17 protein-coding genes are annotated in these 18,613 nt (G+C 70.9%); 5 read left to right on the forward strand and 12 right to left on the reverse strand.

Annotated features, from left to right (window positions below):
- The first annotated feature begins 368 nt into the window (after positions 1 to 368).
- A complete protein-coding gene (locus HHX33_RS33165) occupies positions 369 to 1,619 on the forward strand; it encodes a cellulose-binding protein (protein WP_182878026.1) in 1,251 nt (416 codons plus the stop codon).
- Between the two features lie 37 nt (positions 1,620 to 1,656).
- On the opposite strand, the gene HHX33_RS33170 is transcribed toward HHX33_RS33165, so the two are convergent.
- Positions 1,657 to 3,252, reverse strand: coding sequence for an FAD-dependent monooxygenase (locus HHX33_RS33170; RefSeq protein ID WP_182878027.1), 1,596 nt, complete (start codon positions 3,250 to 3,252; stop codon positions 1,657 to 1,659).
- A gap of 86 nt (positions 3,253 to 3,338) precedes the next feature.
- On the opposite strand from HHX33_RS33170, the gene HHX33_RS33175 reads away from it, so the two are divergent.
- Complete coding sequence (locus HHX33_RS33175; RefSeq protein WP_182878028.1) at positions 3,339 to 3,809, forward strand: MarR family winged helix-turn-helix transcriptional regulator; 471 nt, start codon at positions 3,339 to 3,341, stop codon at positions 3,807 to 3,809.
- 129 nt (positions 3,810 to 3,938) lie between these two features.
- Positions 3,939 to 4,652, forward strand: a complete 714-nt coding sequence (locus HHX33_RS33180) for an FMN-dependent NADH-azoreductase (RefSeq protein ID WP_182878029.1) — start codon at positions 3,939 to 3,941, stop codon at positions 4,650 to 4,652.
- A 453-nt stretch (positions 4,653 to 5,105) separates the two neighbouring features.
- Here the strand turns inward: HHX33_RS33180 and HHX33_RS33185 are convergent, their stop codons facing one another.
- The 10 genes from HHX33_RS33185 to HHX33_RS33230 all read right to left on the reverse strand — a co-directional run bounded on the left by HHX33_RS33185 (position 5,106) and on the right by HHX33_RS33230 (position 15,835).
- Complete coding sequence (locus tag HHX33_RS33185) at positions 5,106 to 6,323, reverse strand: FAD-dependent monooxygenase (protein WP_182878030.1); 1,218 nt, start codon at positions 6,321 to 6,323, stop codon at positions 5,106 to 5,108.
- 192 nt (positions 6,324 to 6,515) lie between these two features.
- Complete coding sequence (locus tag HHX33_RS33190; RefSeq protein ID WP_182878031.1) at positions 6,516 to 6,842, reverse strand: antibiotic biosynthesis monooxygenase; 327 nt, start codon at positions 6,840 to 6,842, stop codon at positions 6,516 to 6,518.
- Between the two features lie 205 nt (positions 6,843 to 7,047).
- On the reverse strand, positions 7,048 to 8,733 hold the full coding sequence (locus HHX33_RS33195) for a flavin-containing monooxygenase (RefSeq protein ID WP_259403127.1): 1,686 nt from the start codon (positions 8,731 to 8,733) through the stop codon (positions 7,048 to 7,050).
- 42 nt (positions 8,734 to 8,775) lie between these two features.
- Positions 8,776 to 9,411 carry a phenazine biosynthesis FMN-dependent oxidase PhzG gene (phzG, locus tag HHX33_RS33200; protein ID WP_310741626.1) on the reverse strand — a complete coding sequence of 212 codons (636 nt, stop codon included), beginning with the start codon at positions 9,409 to 9,411 and terminating at the stop codon, positions 8,776 to 8,778.
- A gap of 104 nt (positions 9,412 to 9,515) precedes the next feature.
- Positions 9,516 to 10,385: a PhzF family phenazine biosynthesis protein gene (locus tag HHX33_RS33205; RefSeq protein ID WP_117410143.1), complete on the reverse strand. Its 870-nt coding sequence runs from the start codon at positions 10,383 to 10,385 to the stop codon at positions 9,516 to 9,518.
- On the reverse strand, positions 10,382 to 12,295 hold the full coding sequence (locus HHX33_RS33210; protein ID WP_310741627.1) for an anthranilate synthase family protein: 1,914 nt from the start codon (positions 12,293 to 12,295) through the stop codon (positions 10,382 to 10,384). The genes HHX33_RS33205 and HHX33_RS33210 overlap by 4 nt, the downstream gene beginning before the upstream one ends.
- Positions 12,292 to 12,915, reverse strand: coding sequence for an isochorismatase family protein (locus tag HHX33_RS33215; RefSeq protein WP_182878033.1), 624 nt, complete (start codon positions 12,913 to 12,915; stop codon positions 12,292 to 12,294). Before HHX33_RS33215 ends, HHX33_RS33210 begins: the two co-directional genes overlap by 4 nt.
- Positions 12,916 to 12,941: 26 nt before the next feature.
- On the reverse strand, positions 12,942 to 14,114 hold the full coding sequence (locus HHX33_RS33220) for a 3-deoxy-7-phosphoheptulonate synthase (RefSeq protein ID WP_182878034.1): 1,173 nt from the start codon (positions 14,112 to 14,114) through the stop codon (positions 12,942 to 12,944).
- A gap of 105 nt (positions 14,115 to 14,219) precedes the next feature.
- Complete coding sequence (locus HHX33_RS33225; protein ID WP_182878035.1) at positions 14,220 to 14,708, reverse strand: PhzA/PhzB family protein; 489 nt, start codon at positions 14,706 to 14,708, stop codon at positions 14,220 to 14,222.
- Between the two features lie 83 nt (positions 14,709 to 14,791).
- Positions 14,792 to 15,835 (reverse strand): winged helix-turn-helix transcriptional regulator, encoded by a 1,044-nt coding sequence (locus HHX33_RS33230; protein ID WP_310741628.1) that lies wholly within the window; start codon positions 15,833 to 15,835, stop codon positions 14,792 to 14,794.
- Between the two features lie 664 nt (positions 15,836 to 16,499).
- Here HHX33_RS33230 and HHX33_RS33235 point away from each other — a divergent pair.
- Positions 16,500 to 17,441: a sigma-70 family RNA polymerase sigma factor gene (locus HHX33_RS33235; protein WP_182878037.1), complete on the forward strand. Its 942-nt coding sequence runs from the start codon at positions 16,500 to 16,502 to the stop codon at positions 17,439 to 17,441.
- A gap of 17 nt (positions 17,442 to 17,458) precedes the next feature.
- A complete protein-coding gene (locus tag HHX33_RS33240; RefSeq protein ID WP_182878038.1) occupies positions 17,459 to 17,854 on the forward strand; it encodes a VOC family protein in 396 nt (131 codons plus the stop codon).
- A gap of 76 nt (positions 17,855 to 17,930) precedes the next feature.
- Here HHX33_RS33240 and HHX33_RS33245 read toward each other — a convergent pair whose 3' ends face one another.
- Entirely contained in the window at positions 17,931 to 18,458 is a 528-nt protein-coding gene (locus HHX33_RS33245) for a sigma factor-like helix-turn-helix DNA-binding protein (RefSeq protein WP_117410136.1), read from the reverse strand.
- Positions 18,459 to 18,613: the final 155 nt, after the last annotated feature.

An 18,613-nucleotide genomic window follows, 5' to 3' on the forward strand; every position in this document is an offset into this window, starting at 1 on the left:
CTTGAACCTCCGTACGTTGATCCACCTCGGGCTCACCCACGCCGACGGCGCCTGGGCTCTCAAGTCAGCCACCGCCTGATGTCCTCCACCGACAGCCCTCACCAAGATTTTCAGTGATCTTCTAGACGAAAAGGCGTCTTCCCCGGTTCACTGCCTGACTCGCCCGGCGATCCGCGGGGTGAAACGGCTGGCAGGACGGGCGATGGCGGCGGACGTCCGGGGCGATCTCACGCGATTCCGCCGCACCAAACGGCACATGACCGTAATTCACCCCCTTGACACCACAAATCGGACGGAAAAAACTCGGAGACCGTGCCACACCCCCCACAGCGGCGCGTGGACCGCCACGTCGCCGTGAAGGAGCCTGTATGAGGCGTCTGTTCGCCGTCGTCGCGTTGCTCGCCGGCTTCCTGCTGGTGCCCACGCGGTCGGACGCCGCCGTCGTCAACGTGGCCCCCTGGGCCACCGCGACCGCCTCCTACACCTCCCCCTGGGAGAACGTCGCCGCGATCAACGACGGCGTCGACCCGTCGCGCTCGAACGACCTCCGGAACCGCCGATGGGGCACGTGGCCGCAGGCGGGCGAACAGTGGGCCCTGCTGACCTGGCCCTCCGCCCAGACGATCTCCTCGACGCAGGTGTACTTCTTCGACGACGGAGGCGGCGTCCGGGAGCCGGTCTCCTGGAGGCTGCAGAGCTGGGACGGCGCCGCCTACGCCGACATCCCCGCCGCCTACCCCGTCACCGTGGACGGCTACGTCACCGCCTCCTTCCCCGCCGTCACCACCACCCGGCTGCGGATCGTGCTGGAGAGCGGGAAGGCCGCGGTCGGCCTCCTGGAGGTCAAGGCCTTCGCCGACACCGCCGCCGCCGCGCAGAGCGGCTGGAACCCGCCCGCCGCCCTGGTCACGCCGCTCGACGAGGTCTGGCGGCACACCGAGACCGGCGACCGCGATCCGTACGGCTTCCGCAACTTCGGCTGGGACCAGATCATGGCCAACGGCGGATCGATCAACTACTGCGTACGCTGGGACTCCCCCGCCCCCGTGTCCGCTGAGTTGCGCGACCGCATCCACGCCGCGCTGGGCAGGTCGTTCGGCAAGTGGATGAACGTGATGGCCGGTCACGACGGCTGGCCGTACGCCGAGGTGCCGGTCAAGGTGGTCGGCTGGGCGGTCCGCGACCGCGCCACGCTGCAGTGGGACGACGACTCGGTCGACGTGTACGTCGGCGACATGCGGGAGAACGCGCCGCAGTGCGCGGAGCCCTGCGGCCGCTTCTTCAACCAGTCGGGCGCCTATCCCGACTGTCCCGGCGGGCCCTCCCACCACTACGACATGTCCCTGTGGCTCACGGCGGGCATGGACGGCGGCGCGGGAGGCGACTGGGGCCAGCGCGTCGGCAGCGAGTATCTCGTGGACAACCTCGGCAGCGACGACATCCACATCCTGCTGCACGAGATCGGGCACGGTTTCGGGCTGGACGACTTCTACGACTGGACGCCGACCGGCCAGTGCTGCTTTCTCATGAAGGCGGGCTCGGCCACCTCCATCACCGAGTTCGACGCGTGGATGCTGCGTGACCTCTGGCGCCACCTGAAGAGCCGCTACGGCTACTGACCCCCGCCTGCCCCGGCCCGGTCACCCTCCGGTTCCGTCACGCGAGGACGGTACGCAGCGCGGCCTCCAGTTCGCCGGGGGCGGCGGGGCCACGCGACCGCCAGGCGACGACGCCGTCCGGCCGTACGAGCGAGGCGCCCCCGGCCGTGATCCCGTAGGCGGCGGTGAACCGGCCCTCCGGATCGCCGAGGCCCCCCGGGGCTCCGACGACGCGCGTCCCGACGGTGACACCGGTCCGCCGCGCGGCCTCGGACGCCGCCTTCTCCCACGGTTCTCCCGCCGGACCCGCGAGCAACGTGAACGCCGGGCCGAACAGGTCGCGGGAGGAGACCGGAACGCCCTCGCGGTCGAGCCGCACGTGCGGCGCCCGCGTTCCCGGGCGTCCCGAGGGCGAGGCCGGGTTCTCGAAGAGGGGACGGCCGTCGTCCGGCTCGGCGGCGAAGGCGCCCGACGGGCAGACGTACCCGAACAGTCCCACCGCGGGATCCATGATCTCGGCGACGCTCTCGTCACGCAGGTGCGGAGCGTGCCGCTGGACCATGTTCGCGTACTGCTGCTCGGCGAGGACGTCGGCGTACGGCCGGCGCTCGGCGTCGTAGGAGGCGACCAGGCCCGGACCGGCGAGGCCCGCCAGCGTGTACGCGAGCCGCCAGGCGAGGTGGTAGCCGTCCAGGACGGCGGCGTTGCCGCCCTGCCCGCCGGTCGGCGGCATCAGGTGGGCGGCGTCCCCGGCCAGGACGACCCGGCCGGAGCGGAAGGTGTCGGCGACCCGGGTGACGTGGCCGCCCGGGGACGACCAGGCGGCGTCCACGACGCGCGGGTCCAGGCCGGGCACCCCGCAGGCGGTGCGGATCACCTCGGTGAGCCGGTCCGGGCCGGGCTCCTCACCGGGGTCGAAGACGCAGCTCAGCACGTAGCGGCCGGGGTGGTCGGTGGTGACCACGGTGGCCGACCCGCCGGGCAGTGCGGGGTTCTGGATGTAGAACAGGCCGAACGCGGCGCCCTTGAGCGTCACGTCGAGGTCGGCCTCGAACTGCAGGAACATCGTCCGCATCGGCCCGGACGAGGTCCTGCCGTGCGCCGCGATCCCGGCGGCGTCCCTGATCGCGCCCTTGTGCCCGTCCGCGCCGACCAGATAGCGGGCCGTGACGGTCCGCCGCCGTCCGGTCGCGCGGTCCACGAGCGACGCGACGACGGAGTCGCCGTCCTGCCGGAACGACTCCAGCACCGTGGAGAACCTGATCTCCGCCCCGAGTTCGACGGCCCTTTCGGCGAGGATGCGCTCGGCGCGCTCCTGGCTGGCCATGCCCATCGGCGCGGGAGACAGGACGGACATGTCCGGAGCGGCCTGCACGAAGTCGTGCACGACCCGGCCCGTGACGCTCTCCGCGATCACGATGATGCTCTCGTCCGTCCCCGGCGGCGCCGCGGCGAGGAACCGCCCGGCCACCCCGGCCGTGGCGAGCGCCTCCATGGTGGGGGGCATCTGCCCCCGCGCCTTGGGCTGGGTGGACAGGCCGGCGTGGCGCTCCACGACGAGCGCGGGCACCCCGTGGACGCCGAGGAACATCGCGGTGGACAGGCCCGCCAGGCCTGCCCCGGCGACGAGGACGGGTACGGACTCTCCTGGCATGCTCCGCTCCCTGACAGATAGAATTCGTTCGACCGATAGGAAATCTCGATGCATCGAGATATATACTTCAGCCGTATGGAGCGTCCGTGTCAAGGCATCGATCCGAAGCGCTGCGATCCCTCATGGACGCGATGCGCGAGAACGCCGGTCGCGGCCTGGCGCTGCACCAGGCCATCGCGGACCGGTTCGGGCTCGGGCCGACCGACCTGAAGTGCCTGGACCTCGCCCGCCACGAGCCGGAGCTCACCGCGGGGCGACTCGCCGAGTCGACCGGCCTCAGCACCTCGGCCGTCACCGCGCTGATCGACCGGCTCGAACGCGGTGGCTTCGTCGAGCGCCACCGCGACCCCCTCGACCGCCGCAGGGTCCTGATCCGGTCGACGGGGCGGCACGAGGCGGCACTGCGGGAGATCTTCTCCAGGATCGAGACGGAGTTCCTCGCGGTGGTCGACGGCTACGACGACGGCCAGCTGGAGATGCTCACCGAGTTCGTCGGACGCCTCAACGCGCGGGCCCGGGAGGTGACGACCCTCCTTACCGGCCGCCCGCACCAGTGACCCCTGCCGCTCTCCGGCCCCACGGATACGCCCCTGTCACCTCTGACGACTACGGAACGTCATAGGTGTGTGACGGAAAGTATCGGGAAGGGAGTGCGCGATGCACGCGCAGCGACAGGAGGTGAGCCTGTGACGTCCCTGCTTCATCTGGACTCCAGCGCCAGCGACCACGGCGACTCGGTCACCAGGCAGTTGACGGCGCTGTACGCCGACACCTGGCGGTGTCTGCACGGGAGCGCGGGGTACCGGTACCGCGACCTCGCGGCCGAACCGGTCCCGCTGGTGTCCCCGGCCTTCGTCTCCCTCGGCATCCGGGTGGAGAGAAGGGGCGCGGTCGCGCTGCCGGACGTGGCGGAGATGACCGAGGGCCCCGCCGAGGAGCGTGAGTGGGCGCTGACCCTGCCGCTGATCGCGGAGATGCGCGCCGCGGAGACGGTGCTGGTCGGCGTCCCGATGTACAACTACTCCGTGCCCGCGTCCCTCAAGGCCTGGATCGACCGGGTGACCTTCCCGGGGGCCTTCCTCGACGCCGGCACGGGAGACCACCTCCTCCGGAGGACGAACGTGGTGGTGGTCACCGCCCGCGGCGGGTGCTACGCCCCGGGCACACCACGGGAGGACTTCGACTTCCAGACGCCCTACCTGAGGGCGTACTTCACGGACCTGGGAGTGGCCCCGGAGAACCTCTGCTTCGTCGGCGCGGAGATGACCAGGGCGTCCGACGTGCCCGCCCTGGCCCGCTTCAAGCCCCTGGCGGCGGACTCGCTGGCCACGGCGCGGACCGCCGTGTCGGAGCTGGCGGGCCGTGCGGCGCGCAGCGGCGCGGCGGCCCGTACGCGGTGAGGCGCCGGCCGCCCGGCGGCCTGTCGTGAGAGGCGGTGTCCGCCCACCGGCGGACACCGCCCGCACGGCCGCCGCGTGTCACCTTTCCGTGGTGCGATTCGTCTTAAGGACGAGGACCGCAGACATGACCCGGCGGGAGGCCGTTTCCACGTTGACGTCCGGCGTCCGATGCCGCACCCGTAACCGGCGAAGCCCGGTAACCAGGCCTACCGAAGACATTCTGTAAACGCATTGTCAGGATGTCTGGACGCTTCATGTCCGGTGAATCGAGAATCGCGTCCACAGGGGGGCGATTTCGATTGACGTGCCATTTTCTCGCGGCGTGGTCCCGCCATTCATCGGTCACGTTCTCGGACGGCGATTTTTCCCGCCGACGGCCTTCCACGCGGGTCACGCCTGCCAGGATGGACCGCCCGGCGATAAGTGCGGCTACCGGCCGGGCGGTCCATCCGCTCAGGTGAGCGGCTGTCGCCGCTCCACCGCCACTCGGTAGCGGTGCGTGATGGTCGCGAGTTCGGCGGTCTTGTCGTGGCCGGGACGACCGGCGATGCCGCGCTCCGCGCCGTCCATGTTCCGGTTGGCGAGGATGATGGCGGTCGTGGCGGGGCGCCTGGCGGCCTCGTACCGCAGCAGGGCGGTGGCCACGTCGTCGCCTTCCGCGAGCTCGGCGGCGAGCGTGGCGGCGTCGATGACGGCCTGCGAGGCGCCGTTTGCGCCGATCGGGTACATCAGGTGGGCGGCGTCGCCGAGCAGGGTCACCCGGCCCTCTCCCCAGTGCGGCAGGGGGTCGCGGTCGACCATCGGGTAGCGCAGGATGCGGGGGCTGCGGGCGAGCATCGCGGGCAGGTGCAGCCAGTCGAAGTCCCAGTCGGCGAGGTGGGGCAGCACCTCCTCGATCCGTCCCGGGCGGTTCCAGCCCGCGTCGCCGGCCAGGCTCTTCGACGGGGCCGCGACCAGGCAGACCCAGTTCACCAGCGCCTTGCCGCGCTCCGCGTGGCGCCGGGAGACCGGATAGGCGATCAGCCGGGTGGCCTGCTCGTCGTTGGCCAGGATCATCGTCCGCCCGTCGAGGAACTCGTCCAGTTCGGACAGGCCACGCCACATGTCGACCCCTGCGGGCGACAACGGGACGCGGTCGGGGTGGAGCTGGGACCGCACCGCGGAGCGCAGCCCGTCGGCACCGACCAGCGCGGCGGCCTGGATCTCGACCGCTCCCCCGCTCTCGTCGTGCGCGAGGACGCGGACGCCGGAGGGCGTCTGGTGGAAGCAGATGACGCGGAGCCCGGTGCGCACCGCGCCGGGGCCGAGCCGGTCCCGTACGGCCGCGAGCAGGAGCATCTGCAGCTCGCCGCGGTGGATGGAGTACTGGGGGTGCTCGTGGCCGGCGTCGACGCCCCGGGGCTCGGTCCACAGCGTGGTGCCCTTGTGGTCGAGGTAGCGGTGCTCGCGGGTGCGGATGCCGGTGGCCGCCAGCGTCTCGCCGAGCCCGAACTCGGTCAGTATGCCGATCGCGGCCGGCTGGATGTTGATTCCCACTCCGAGCGGCGCGAGTTCGGGCGCGGCCTCCAGCACGACCGCGCGGATCCCCTTGGCGTGCAGGGCGAGCGCGGCGGCCAGCCCTCCTATCCCCGCGCCCGCGATCACGATGTCGGCGGTGTTGGCAGTCGTCATGGCGTCGCGCTCCCTGGGCCGGGGGTGGCTACTCTTCGTCACCTTCGGGTGGGCGGTGCGGTCAGGGCCGGGCCCCGGACACCGCCCGCTCTGGGGGATGCGCGGGCGACGTCCGTCCGCCGATGCCGAGAGGCGGACGGAGTGTGTCGCGTGGGGCCCGGACCCGCTTGTGGGTTGCCGCGGAGTGCCTGGTCAGGCGTGATGGACGGAGATGACCTTGTAGGGCTGCGGAGCCGCCTTGGCGATCTCCGCCGTCCGCTTCGCGATGGCCTGCGCCTCGGGGTCGCCCATGGTCGCCTTGATGTCGTCGACACTGCGCCACTGGGCGAGGTTCACGACGCGGGTGCCGTCCGCGCTGGCGAGAATGTTCACCGAGACGAAGCCGGGCCGGTGCTGCATGACCTTCTCGGTGCCCTCGTTCAGAATGGCGATTAGTTCCTGCTGCTTCGAGGGGTCGACGTCGAAGATGTTGATGAAGGTTGCGACTTGGTCGTCGACGCGAATCACGGTCTCAGTCATGACTTCATCGTATCCGACAATGAACCATTAGAGTCAAGCCTCTTTGTTAAACAATCGCGGACCTCGAACACGAGAACTCCTCACTGAATATCTCGTCCGGAGAGCAGGAAATGCCGCTTATCTCAAGCGGACGCGGAGGGTCCGGACGGCCTTCCCGGCCGTCCGGACCCTCGGATGTCGGCGCGGGGCACGCCCCCGCGCGGTCTCAGGCCGGCGTCAGCGAGGGACTGGCCTGCAGGTCGAATCCCTCGTACCCCGCCTCCGCCACCTCGCTCAGCTTGGCCCGGTACGACCCCAGCCCGGCGAAGTAGAACATGACCGTGTTCTTCTTGCCGGGGATGTTGGCGCCGAAGATCCACGAGGCGACCTTGGGGAAGAGCGTGTACGCCGCGAGTTCCCGGCAGGTCTCGGTCCACGCGTCCTCGGCGCTCGCGGTGGCCTCGATCACGGTCGTGCCGTTCTTCTCAGCCGTGCGGATCAGGCCCGCGATCCACTCGACCTGGGTCTCGATGCCCGGCGGCAGGTTGCTGAAGGCGCTGTTCGGCCCGAGGACCATGAACAGGTTGGGGAAGCCGTGGGTGGCGACGCCGAGGTAGCCGGTGGGGCCGTCCTCCCAGTGCTCCCGGATCGTCACGCCGCCCCGGCCGCGGATGTCCATCCGCTTGTAGCTGCCGTCCACGGCGTCGAAGCCCGTCGCGAAGACCAGGACGTCGAGTTCGTGCTCCACGCCGTCCGCGGTGACGACACCGTCGGGGGTGATCTCCCTGATCGGGTTCTCCTTGATGCTGACCAGCGTGACGTTGTCGCGGTTGAAGTTCTCGTAGTAGTCGGGGTTGCAGATGGGGCGCTTGGCGTAGAGGTCGGTCGGCGTCAGCTTGCGCGCCGTCTCCGGGTCCTTCACGATCTCCCTGATCTTCGACCTGATGAACTCCGCGGCGGCCTCGTTGGCCGCCGGGTCGGTCACGATGTCGGAGAACGTGCCGAACATGAAGCGGAAGCCGTTCCCCTTGTCCCAGTACTCCTGGAACACGCGCCGGCGCTCCTCCTCGGAGACGCTCATCGCGGGGACCTCGCTCTCCTCGAACCCGCAGGCGACGCGGGAGCCGCGCACCTGGTCCCAGATGAGGTCGTAGCCGGCCCGCACCTCCGCGACGTACTCGTCGGTGACCGGGCCGTGGCCGGACGGGACGCAGTACTGCGCCGAACGCTGGAAGACCGTCAGATGCCCGGCCACCTTGGCGGCGGCGCAGACGAACTGGGTGCCGGTGGACCCCGTGCCGACGACGCCGACGCGCTTGCCGTCGATGCTGAGGTCGTCGGGCCAGGCGCCGGTGTGGACGATCCTGCCCCGGAAGCGCTCGCGGCCCTCGATGTCGGGGATGTTCGCCGTCGACAGCGGCCCGAGCGCGGTGACCAGGTACCGCGTGGTGAAGGTCTCACCGGTGTCGGTGCCGATGGTCCAGACGCCCCGGGACTCGTCGAAAACCGCGCTCTCGACCCCGGTGTCGAGCTGGATGTCCTCGCCCAGCCCGTGCTTCTCGACGACCGCCTCCAGGTAGGCGAGGAGCTCACGCTGGGGGGTGTACTTGGTGGTCCAGTTCCACTCCTGGAGCATCTCCTTGTCGAAGGAGTAGCGGTAGACGAAGCCCTCGACGTCCGACATGGCGCCGGGGTAGCGGTTCCAGTACCACGTGCCGCCCACGCCGCCTGCGCGGTCGAAGGCCCGCACCCGTAAGCCGAGTTCGTTGCGGAGCCTGTGCAGCATGTAGATGCCGGCGAAGCCGGCGCCGACGACGATCGCGTCGAAGTCGGTCGTGCCCGGCTCGTTCGTGCTCTGATCGGTCGTGCTCTGATCGGTCGTTATGGGGCCGGTCGTTATCGAGTCGGTCAAGGTCGCACTCCTTCGTGTTTCCTGTCCCTGTTGGGGAGGGGGTCACGGCTGTAGCCGTGAGATGTGCCAACCGGAGGAATCCCGGTCGTAACGCAGCCGCCGGTGCAGCCGGTCGGCGTCGGCCGACCAGAACTCCACGGCGGCGGGCTCCAGGCGGTATCCGGCGAACCGCGCCGGGCGGGGCAGGGGGGTCCCGTACGACGCCAGGCGCTCCGCCTCCGCCCTGAGCCCGGCGATGTCCTCCAGGGGTTCGCTCTGCCGCGAGACCGCCGACATCGCGTGCAGCGGCACCGGCCGCGCGTTCCACAGCCGTTCCGCCTCGGGCTCGGGCAGCATGACCACGGGACCGGAGAAGATCAGTTGCCGCGCGGTCTCGCGCCAGTAGAGCAGGCCCGAGCCCCAGCCGGTCTCGGCGATCTCCCGGCCCTTCCGGCTGGAGCTGTGGCTGGTGAAGACCAGGCCCCGATCGCTCACGTCGATGACGGCGACCATGCGGGAGGAGGCCCGGCCGCCGCGGTCGGCGGTCGCGAGGGCGAGGGCGAGGGGCTCCCGCACGCCCTCCTCCACCGCCGACGCGATCCACTGCCGGGCCAGGACCATCGGCTCGGCCGGCGGCGTGTCGTACTCGGGGAACGCCGGGTCGATGGCGCCGGTCAGACTCTCGAACCTGCTGCTCACTGTCGCCTCCGGGCTGTGTGGGGGTACGGGCGGCCCTGGCCGCATGGCGAGGACGGGTGCGGACCCGGCCGCGCGGGCGATCCGCCGGCGGGTCCGCGCGCCGTTCAGGCGTAGATCACGCCGCGGGCGACGGTCACGGCCGAACCGCCGACCCGTACGGACGTGACGGCTTCCGGGGCGCCGTCGGCGCGGGCCCGCATGAGCGAGGGGCGGCCCATCTCGACGCCCTGGTGGATGTCGATCCACTGCCCGAACCCGATCTGCCCGTGCCGGGCGAGGTGGACGGCCAGCGGACCGGCCGCCGACCCCGTGGCCGCGTCCTCGGCCACGCCGTAGGCGGGCGAGAACATCCGGCTGCGCCAGGTCGGGCCGGAACCGGCGAAGCAGTTGGTCGCCATGTCGGGGAAGGCGGCCAGCGCGCGCTGGTCGGGGTCGACCCGGGACAGCGCGGCGATGCTCTCCAGCCCGACGTACACGTGCCGGGGACCGTTGTGGTAGATCACGACGGGCAGCGTGGAGGAGGTCAGGCCGAGCGCGGCGAGGAGTTCACCGGCGCGGTCGAACTCCTCCCACGTCGGGACGGGCTGCCCCATCTCCGCGGCGACGACCCTCCCGTCCACGCGCTCCAGGTCGAAGGCGATGACTCCCATCGCCGTCTCCAGCCGGAGCCGGTCCTCCCTGCGCCCCTCGCCCAGCGCGATGGCGGTGCCGAGGAGCGGATGCCCGGCGAACGGCAGCTCGTTCACCGGCGTGAAGATGCGGATGCGGGCGTCGCCCCCCTCCCGGGCCGGGAGGACGAAGGTGACCTCCGACAGGTTCATCTCCCTGGCGATGCGCTGCATGCGTTCGGCGGAGAGGTCCTCGGCCTCGAAGAAGACCGCGACCGGGTTGCCCTGCAGCGGCGTGTCGGTGAACGCGTCGACGACCACGTACGGACGCGCCCCTTCCAGCACGGACTGGCCGGTGACCGTCATGGCAGCAGTCCCTCCATCAGAGAGCCCAGGATGCGGGGGCCGTTCTCGGTGAGCACCGACTCGGCGTGGAACTGGATCGAGGCGAAACGCGGGCCGCGCAGCGCGTGCACCTCGCCGGTCACCGGATCACGGCAGATCTCCACCGTGCCGAGGCCGTCGATCTCGGCCCGGTCCGCCTCGGCGCGCGCGGCGAACGTGTTGTAAAACCCGACGCGCTCCCGCGCGCCGAAGAGGCTGATCTCCTTCTGCAGCCCCTGGTTGGGCACGTCGCGGCGCTGCAGCGGGAAGCCGAGCCGGGTGGAGAGGACCTGGTGGCTGAGGCAGACGGCGAGGAAGGGGCGCCGCCCGGCGAGGAGGGCGTCCGCGGCGGCCCTCAGATAAGCGATCTTGGGGTGGGCGTCGTCCCGGGGGTCGCCGGGGCCGGGCCCCAGCACCACGAGGTCGTACCCGTCCAGCGACGGCCTCTCGTCGTGGCGGCGCACGGTCACCGCCATGCCCAGGCTGCGCATCTGGTGGTCCAGCATCGACGTGAAGGTGTCCTCGGCGTCGACGACCAGCGCCCGCACCCCGGCCAGCCGCGGCAGGGCGGCCGTGCCGCAGCCGCGCCTGCCCAGCCAGAAACCGGCGATGTTCTCGTTGCGCCGCTCCAGCGCCTCGCGGACCTCCGGGCGGGTCCTGAGCCTGCCGCTGTCGCCGGTGTCGAGCGCCGCGAGCAGGCCGGCGGTCTTCGCCCGGGTCTCCGCCACCTCCGACATCGGGTCGGAGTGGCGTACGAGTGTGGCGCCGACGCCGATGCGCGCCCGGCCGGTGCCGTCGATGTCGGCGGTCCGGATGAGGATGGAGGAGTCGAGGGTCTGCCGGCCGGCCTCGTCGTGCCCGATCAGGGCGACGACTCCGCTGTAGTACCCCCGGCCGTGCGGCTCGTGCCGGTCGATCACCCGGCAGGCGTTCTCCACCGGGCTGCCGGTGACGGTCGGGGCGAACATCGTCTCGCGGAGGATGTCGCGCACGTCCCAGCCGGTGTCTCCCTCGATGAAGTACTCGGTGTGCGCGAGCCGCGCCATCTCCTTGAGCCGGGGGCCCGTCACGCGGACGCCCGGCTCGCAGATCCGCGTCATCATCTTGAGTTCCTCGTCGAGGACCATGTAGAGCTCGTCGGACTCCTTGCGGTCGGCGAGGAAGTCCATCACCCCGTGCAGGGACGGCCCGGACTCCGGATACCGGTACGTGCCGCTGATCGGGTTCATGGTCGCGACGCCGTCCCGCAGCGTCACGTGCCGTTCCGGAGTGGCGCCCACGAACGTCCGCTCGCCGGTGTGGACCACGAAGGTCCAGTACGCGCCCGACTCGACCTCCAGCAGCCGCCGGAAGAAGGAGAGGGCGGAGGCGGGCGTGTAGTTCCCGATGTCGGCGACGAAGGACCGCTTGATGACGAAGTTCGCCCCCTCCCCCTCGCCGATCGCCTCCTTGACGACCCTGCGGACGAGCTCGGCGTAGTCGTCGTCGTCCACGTCGAAGTGCCCGCCGGAGACCGCGAAGGGCAGGTCGGGGATCCGGTCCAGGGCCGCGCCGACCGGCAGGGTGGCCTGCCGCGTCACCGTCATCGCGATGAGCGGGGCGCCGTCGTCGGCGCAGGCGAAGCCCCGCTCCCGGACCTGCCGGTAGGGGACGACGACGAGCGCGTGGTGGCGGTCTCCCGCCCCCGGCTCCCCCTGTTCCGGCAGCGGGATGTCCGCGAGTTCGCTCAGGTGCGCGACCTCGCCGATCAGGACGTCCAGCACGCCCGGGCCGGTCGCCTCCGGCCGGTGCAGCAGCGCGAAGGCCGGCGCCCGGAGGTCCAGCACGGCGTCGAGCAGGCCGCCTCCGCCGGTGTCCGAGCCGCTCCCGAGGCCGCTTTCGAGGCCGCTCACGAGAACACCTCCTTGGCCGTCAGGACGACCGCGCACCTCTCGGCCGCGTACTCGACCGCCATGCGGTGGTAGTCGGCGGTGAAGTCGGCGACGGCGTCGGCGACCAGGAAGGTCTGCAGGTCGTTGGTGAAGGCGTCGACCGCCGTCATCAACACCCCGACGTGGGCGTACACCCCGCAGACCACGAGCTGGTCGCGGCCGGCGCGCCGCATGCGCTCCAGCAGGTCGGACCGGAAGAACGCGCTGTAGCGCAGCTTGGTGAACATCCAGTCGCCGGGGGCGGGGGCGAGTTCGTCGACGACGAGCCGGTCCTCGGGGGCGCGGCGCATGCCGGGCCCCCAGAAGTCCTTGAGGAGTCCGCGCTGCTCCTCGCTCATGTCGCCGGGCTGCGCCGTGTAGCCGACCGGGACGCCGAGCGCCACGCTCCGGTCCCGCAGCAGCGCGACGTTCTGCACGAGTTCGTGCCTCGTCGGGTCGGCGAACGGCCTGACGAAGTATCGCTGCATGTCGTGGATCAGGAGCACGGCACGAGCGGGATCGGGCGTCCATCCGGCGGCGTTGGGAGGCAGCTCGCCCGCCGCCGGAAGGGGGTAGGGCTTGATTGCGGGAATGCCGGACATGGAAGTCCTTTCTGGTAGCCGTCGCGTCAGCCGCCCCAGGCGGAGATGACCGAGACCGCCTGCCAGAGGGTCAGCCGGGGGTCACAGAAGCTCGTGTAGCGGTCGCCCACCTGGGCGAAGCCGCTCTCGTCGGCGACGCATTCGGTCACGTCGTCGGGCGTGGTCTCCAGATGGAGGCCGCCGGGGACGCCGTCCGCGCTCTCGACCGCGGTGACGAACTCCCGGACCTCCTGTTGCAGGGCCGGCACGAGGCGGGTCTTGTGGCCCGACGGGGTGACCCGCGTGTTGCCGTGCATGGGGTCGCAGAGCCAGATGACGGGGTGTCCGGCGGACCTCACGGTCTCGACGAGCGGCGGCAGGGCGTAGGCCACCTGGTCGGCGCCCATCCGGGAGATGAGGGTGAGCCGGCCGGGCTCGCGTTCGGGGTCGAGCCGCTCGCACAGGCCGAGCAGTTCGTCCTTGCTCATCTTCGGGCCCACCTTGCAGGCGACCGGGTTGGCGACCTCGGCCAGCAGGGCGACGTGCGCGCCGTCCACCTGCCGCGTCCGCTCGCCGATCCAGGGCCAGTGCGTGGAGCCGAGGATCAGCCGCCCCGACGCGTCCCTGCGGAGCATCGGAACCTCGTAGTCGAGCAGCAGCGCCTCGTGGCTGGTCCACACGGGCGGGTCTATCCGGGATCGGGTGGACGATCCGCGCCAGCCGAGGTGCTCCATGATGTCGCTGGCCGCCATGTATCCGGTGAGTATCCGCAGCGGATCGGGCTGCCTGCTCTCGGCGGTCGGCTCCGGGCCGTTGACCATGTGTCCCCGGTACGCCGGGAGGGTGAGGTCGCCGACCTTCTCGGTGGAGCTCGAACGCGGCTTGGAGAACTGGCCGCCGATGCGGCCGGCCCTCAGCACGGGCTTGTGCGTGATCATCTTGAGCGCGCCGGCCAGCACGTCGAGGGCCGCGGACTTGCGGCTCACGTGCTCGGGCGTGCATTCCTCGGGGTTCTCCGCGCAGTCCCCCGACTGCACGACCAGGGAGTTTCCTGCGGCGACCTCCGCCAGGAGGGCACGCAGGGCGCGCACGTCCGCCGGCCTGACGAGCGAGGGGCGGGAGGCGAGCACTTCCTTGACGCGCTGGACCTGCGAGACATCGGTCCACTCCGGCTGCTGCAGCGCGGCGCTCAGCCGGATGGCGGGCATCACGTCATCCACGGTTCTCCATGGGGTCGAGGCGCTCTCGGCGCCGTCGTCGTCGCCCGGCCGGGGACGGCTGGGGGGTTGTCTGGCAGCCGCTGACGATCACGCGGCGGGTGTGACCTAGGTGGGGATTCCCTCACGCCTGATCTCGGGCACGGGGATGTTCAGCGCGCGCAGTTGCTCGAACGGGTTCATGAACTCGCGCTGCAGCTTGATCTTCCCGTTCTCCAGCTGGAAGGAGTGCAGGAAGTGGTTCCGGTAGTGGCCTTCGGGGTAGCCGGGGAAGCGGATGGCGCCTTCGCCGTCGCACTCCACCCAGAAGAAGTTCGGGTCGTCCGTCTCGAAGATCTGGATGTTGGTCCAGACCCAGTCGGGGAAGCACTTCAGCGACCAGACGGCGTGCTCGCCGAGGCGGTCACGCCCGCGGATCGCGATCGGCTGCCCGGTGTCGTTGGTCCAGAGGCCGCCGACGCCGTCCTCGGTGAACAGCAGGTGCCGCCGCAGCCGATCCTCGCCTCTGGTGTTCATGTACTGCTCGACCGTCGCCCGGTTGATTTTCCGGAGTTCGGCCTCCGCGTCGGTTCCCGGAAAGTGAGTCGTCTCTGACACGATGAACCCTCCAAACCAATGCCGATTAATGGCGATATTTCACCCTGTGCCTTCTCCGCAGAAGCACCTCCGTTGATTTCCGATCACCCCGGGAAACCCCTGCGCACCATGTTCGCCAGGCTTTCCCACTCCTCTGATCTCCTGAGCACGACGGCGCGCACGAGCGGCATGCAATGGGCCGGAACCGCCTCGGCGATCTCCTTCCACTGGGCCGGGCCCACCTCCGTGGCCAGGAGCATCCGCAGCAGCAGCCGCCCGGACTCGGTCGCCCGCAGGGACGGATCACGCGCGAGCTTGCGCAGCACGGACGCCGTTTCCACCGCCTCCCCCGCCGGGCAGCCCGGCTGCCTCGGCTCGCCCCTGCGGCGGCTCTCCACGCGGGGGCGACGGGACTGCGCCGCCCGCGAGACCACTCCGGTGCGCGGCGCCGCGTCCTGCGCCGGCGCCGTCTCGCTTCGCGAGCCGCCGCCGGTCTCCTCCCTCGCGCGCAGCCGATCCGGGATCGGGTCCTGCCCGCGGTCGAGCCGCTCGCGTACGTCCCGGACGGTCCCCAGGGACAGTCCGGTCTTCCTGGACAGCTCCCGGAGGGAGATCTCCGAGTTGGCCGCCAGCAGGGCGGCCGCGCTGCGACGTCCCTCGACGCTGCTGACCGGCCTGGACTTCCCGTCCCGGCCGACGCGGCTGAACTGCGTCTGCCCGCCGAGCCGCCGGCGCAGGCCGCCGACGGTCTTGGCGCTCAGCCCCGCGCTCTCGGCCACCATCCGGTCGGACCAGTGCGGATGGGAGGCGATGATCCGCCCGGCCGCCTCCTTCCGCTCGTCGAGCGTCAGCGGCAGGCCGTGGCCGACGTTGAGCCGGACCGACAGGACGAACGCGTCGGCCTCGCTTCCGTCGAAGAACCGGACCGCGATCTCGTTCCTGCCCTTCAGCACGGCGGCGCGCAACCGGTGCATGCCGTCGATGACCCGCATCGTCGGCCGGTGAACAAGGAGCGGATCGAAGGCGCGATCCATCTCCGCGAGCATCCGGACGTGCGCCGGGTCCTCACGTTGCCTCCGCGGCGACAGCGAGGAGGTGAGATCGCGGACGGACACGATCTCCCACGGCAGGTGGCGCAGATCCGCCACATCGGGAAGGCGAGTTCCAAGTTCGCGATCGGTGTCGGCTGCGGTGTGAAGTGTCACTGCGGGGCCTTCCTATGAAGGAACAAGGGCAGGGGCGAATTCTTCACAGGAGCTCAACTGCGCTCAGCTTATGGTTCGGATGATTGCCATACCAGAGCAAAGGGAACAGATTCATGACAAGTCATCCATAATTTGGATATCGGTCTGCCCGCCCGCGACGGGACCAGGAAAAGTCGTCGAGGTATCGCAATCACGACATATAACGAAAAGCATGGCACGGCATGACCAACGTCATAGAGCCGTACCTGCCGTAAGGGATGACCGTTTCGATAAGCGTCCCGAGACCCGAGCGCTGGGCCCCGGACGACCCGGCGGGCCCCTGGCACACATCTTTCAGCGTCTCACCGGCCACCGATTTCGGACACCGTGCTCGATTTTCGGCACGGCGCGAAAGTATGAGCGGTCGATGCGAGGATAGTATGCACCTCGGGCGGCAGCCGGCCGGTGCGCTTCACGGCCGGAGAGGTCACCCGCGGTGCCCCTCCCCGTCACGTTGGTTCAAACGAACCGGCGACAATAATCAGTACGGGCACTGACGTCTCCTTGTCAAACGTGCGTTCTCCATCTCCCCACCTATACGACGAACCGCGACGGTGAAAGGTGACCGATGAACGACCAGGCCCAATTGGCCGAGCACTTCGACCGATCCCGCGGGCATCTGCGCGGAGTCGCGTTCCGCATGCTGGGCAGCGCGGACGAGGCCGACGACGCGGTGCAGGAGACCTGGCTGCGCGCCTGCCGGGCCGACTCCGGCTCCGTCGACAACCTGACCGCCTGGCTGACGACGATCACCGGGCGGGTCTGTCTCGACATGCTGCGCTCACGCAGCCGCCGGCGTGAGGACTTCGCCGACCTGACCGAACTCGACATGCTGGCCCCCCACGAGGAGACCGCCGACCCGGCGGACGAGGCGGTGCTGGCCGACTCCGTCGGTCTCGCGCTGCTCGTGGTCCTCGACACGCTCGGCCCGGCCGAGCGCGCCGCCTTCGTGCTGCACGACCTGTTCGCCGTGCCGTTCGACGAGATCGCCGTGATCGTGGAACGCTCGCCGGCGGCGGCGAAGAAGCTGGCCAGCCGTGCCCGTCGCCGGGTGCACGACACGGCCGACGTCCCCTCCTCCGACCTGGTCAGGCAGCGTGTGGTGGTGGACGCCTTCCTGGCCGCCTCCCGGGCCGGCGACATCGACGCCCTTCTCGCGGTGCTGGCTCCCGACGTCGTACGCCGGGCGGACGCCGTCGCCCTGCGCGGACAGGTCAGGGCGCAGGCGGAGGTGCGGGGCGCGCGGGCGGTCGCCGAGGAGACGCGCACCAACATCCGCAGGGCGCGTTTCGCCTCGCCCGCTCTCGTCAACGGCGCCGTGGGGGCGGTGGTCGCTCCGCACGGACGCCTCCAGCTCGTCCTCGAGTTCGCCTTCTCCGGTGACCGCATCGCGTCCGTCGACGTCATCGGTGACCCCGTCCGCCTGAAGGAGGTCCGGCTCGGTCTCGCCGACAACCCGGCCGTGGCCGCGTCGTCCGTACCGCGCCAGCTTTCGGTGCAGAGCGTGTGACACACCCGGGAGGCATCGTGATCGTGAATCCGCGGCTCGCCGTGCTGTACGTCGGCGACCAGAGCAGGACCCTGGAGTTCCTCACCGGGACGCTGGGCTTCGAGATCGCGGCGGACGTCCCCCAGGGGGAGGGGCGCCGCTGGGTGGAGGTGCGCCCTCCGGGCGCGCAGACCTGCGTGGCCCTCGCCGCCGTCGAGCCCGAGATCCTGGAGGCGCTGGAGGCCCGCGCCGGACGGATGACGCACGGCTGGTTCGACTGCGACGACGTCGACGCCACCTGCCGGGACCTGCGGGCACGGGGCGTGGAGATCGTCGTGGCGCCGCAGGCCACTCCCTGGCGGGAGGGCGGCCGGTGGGCGCAGATCCGCGGCCACGACGGCAACCTCTATGGGCTGACGGAGCGAGGCCGCTGACCGCGGGTGGCAGGGGCGCGGGTGGTAACTGTGGGTTCTCCTCAGTTGCACACCCCGCCCGCCCCCTCGGTGCGGTTCAGCCGCCGGCGTCCCGCCGGAGCGGGCGCACCTCGCAGCGCACCCGCGCCCTGGCCCTGGCGTCGATCACGCCCACCGCCTCCTCCGTGAGCCCGGTCACCGCGGCGATGTCGGCGTACGAGAGCCCGAAACCATGGCGCAGCAGGAACACCGTCCGCTCGTCCCGGTCCAGCATGCCGAGCACGGCCGACAGGGCCGCCGTGACCGACTCGGCCAGTTGCAGATCGGGCTCGCCCCGCAGCGGCTCCGGCAGCCAGGGGCCGATGTGCTCCTCGCCGTTGGCCTGCGCGACACGCAGGCGCGTCAGCGCCAGCACGGCGACCAGCCCGATGAGCGCGTTCGGGAACCCCGCCGAGCGGTCGCCCTGACCGGCCAGCCAGCGGGCCCGGGTCTCCTCGACCACGCGTGCGGCCTCCCCGCCGTCGCCGAGCATGCTGCGCGCCACCGCGTGGAGCAGAGCGGCGTGTTCCTCGAACGCCTGGAACGCGCAGTCCGCTTCGGCCGGCCCATCCGGATTACGCTCCATGCGCTCTCCTCGCAGTCGTGGTCCGATCTCCGGACGCCGCCCACCGGGCCGATAACCGTATGTCGCCGCCCGTGGCCCGCCCTGCCGGACACCTTTTCGCGCGGCGCCGCAACCCCCTGCGCCGCCCGATTCGACGATTTCCTCGTCGCCCGCAA

This window comes from Microbispora sp. H10670, from assembly GCF_014161385.1.
In the GTDB taxonomy this organism is placed as follows: domain Bacteria; phylum Actinomycetota; class Actinomycetes; order Streptosporangiales; family Streptosporangiaceae; genus Microbispora; species Microbispora triticiradicis.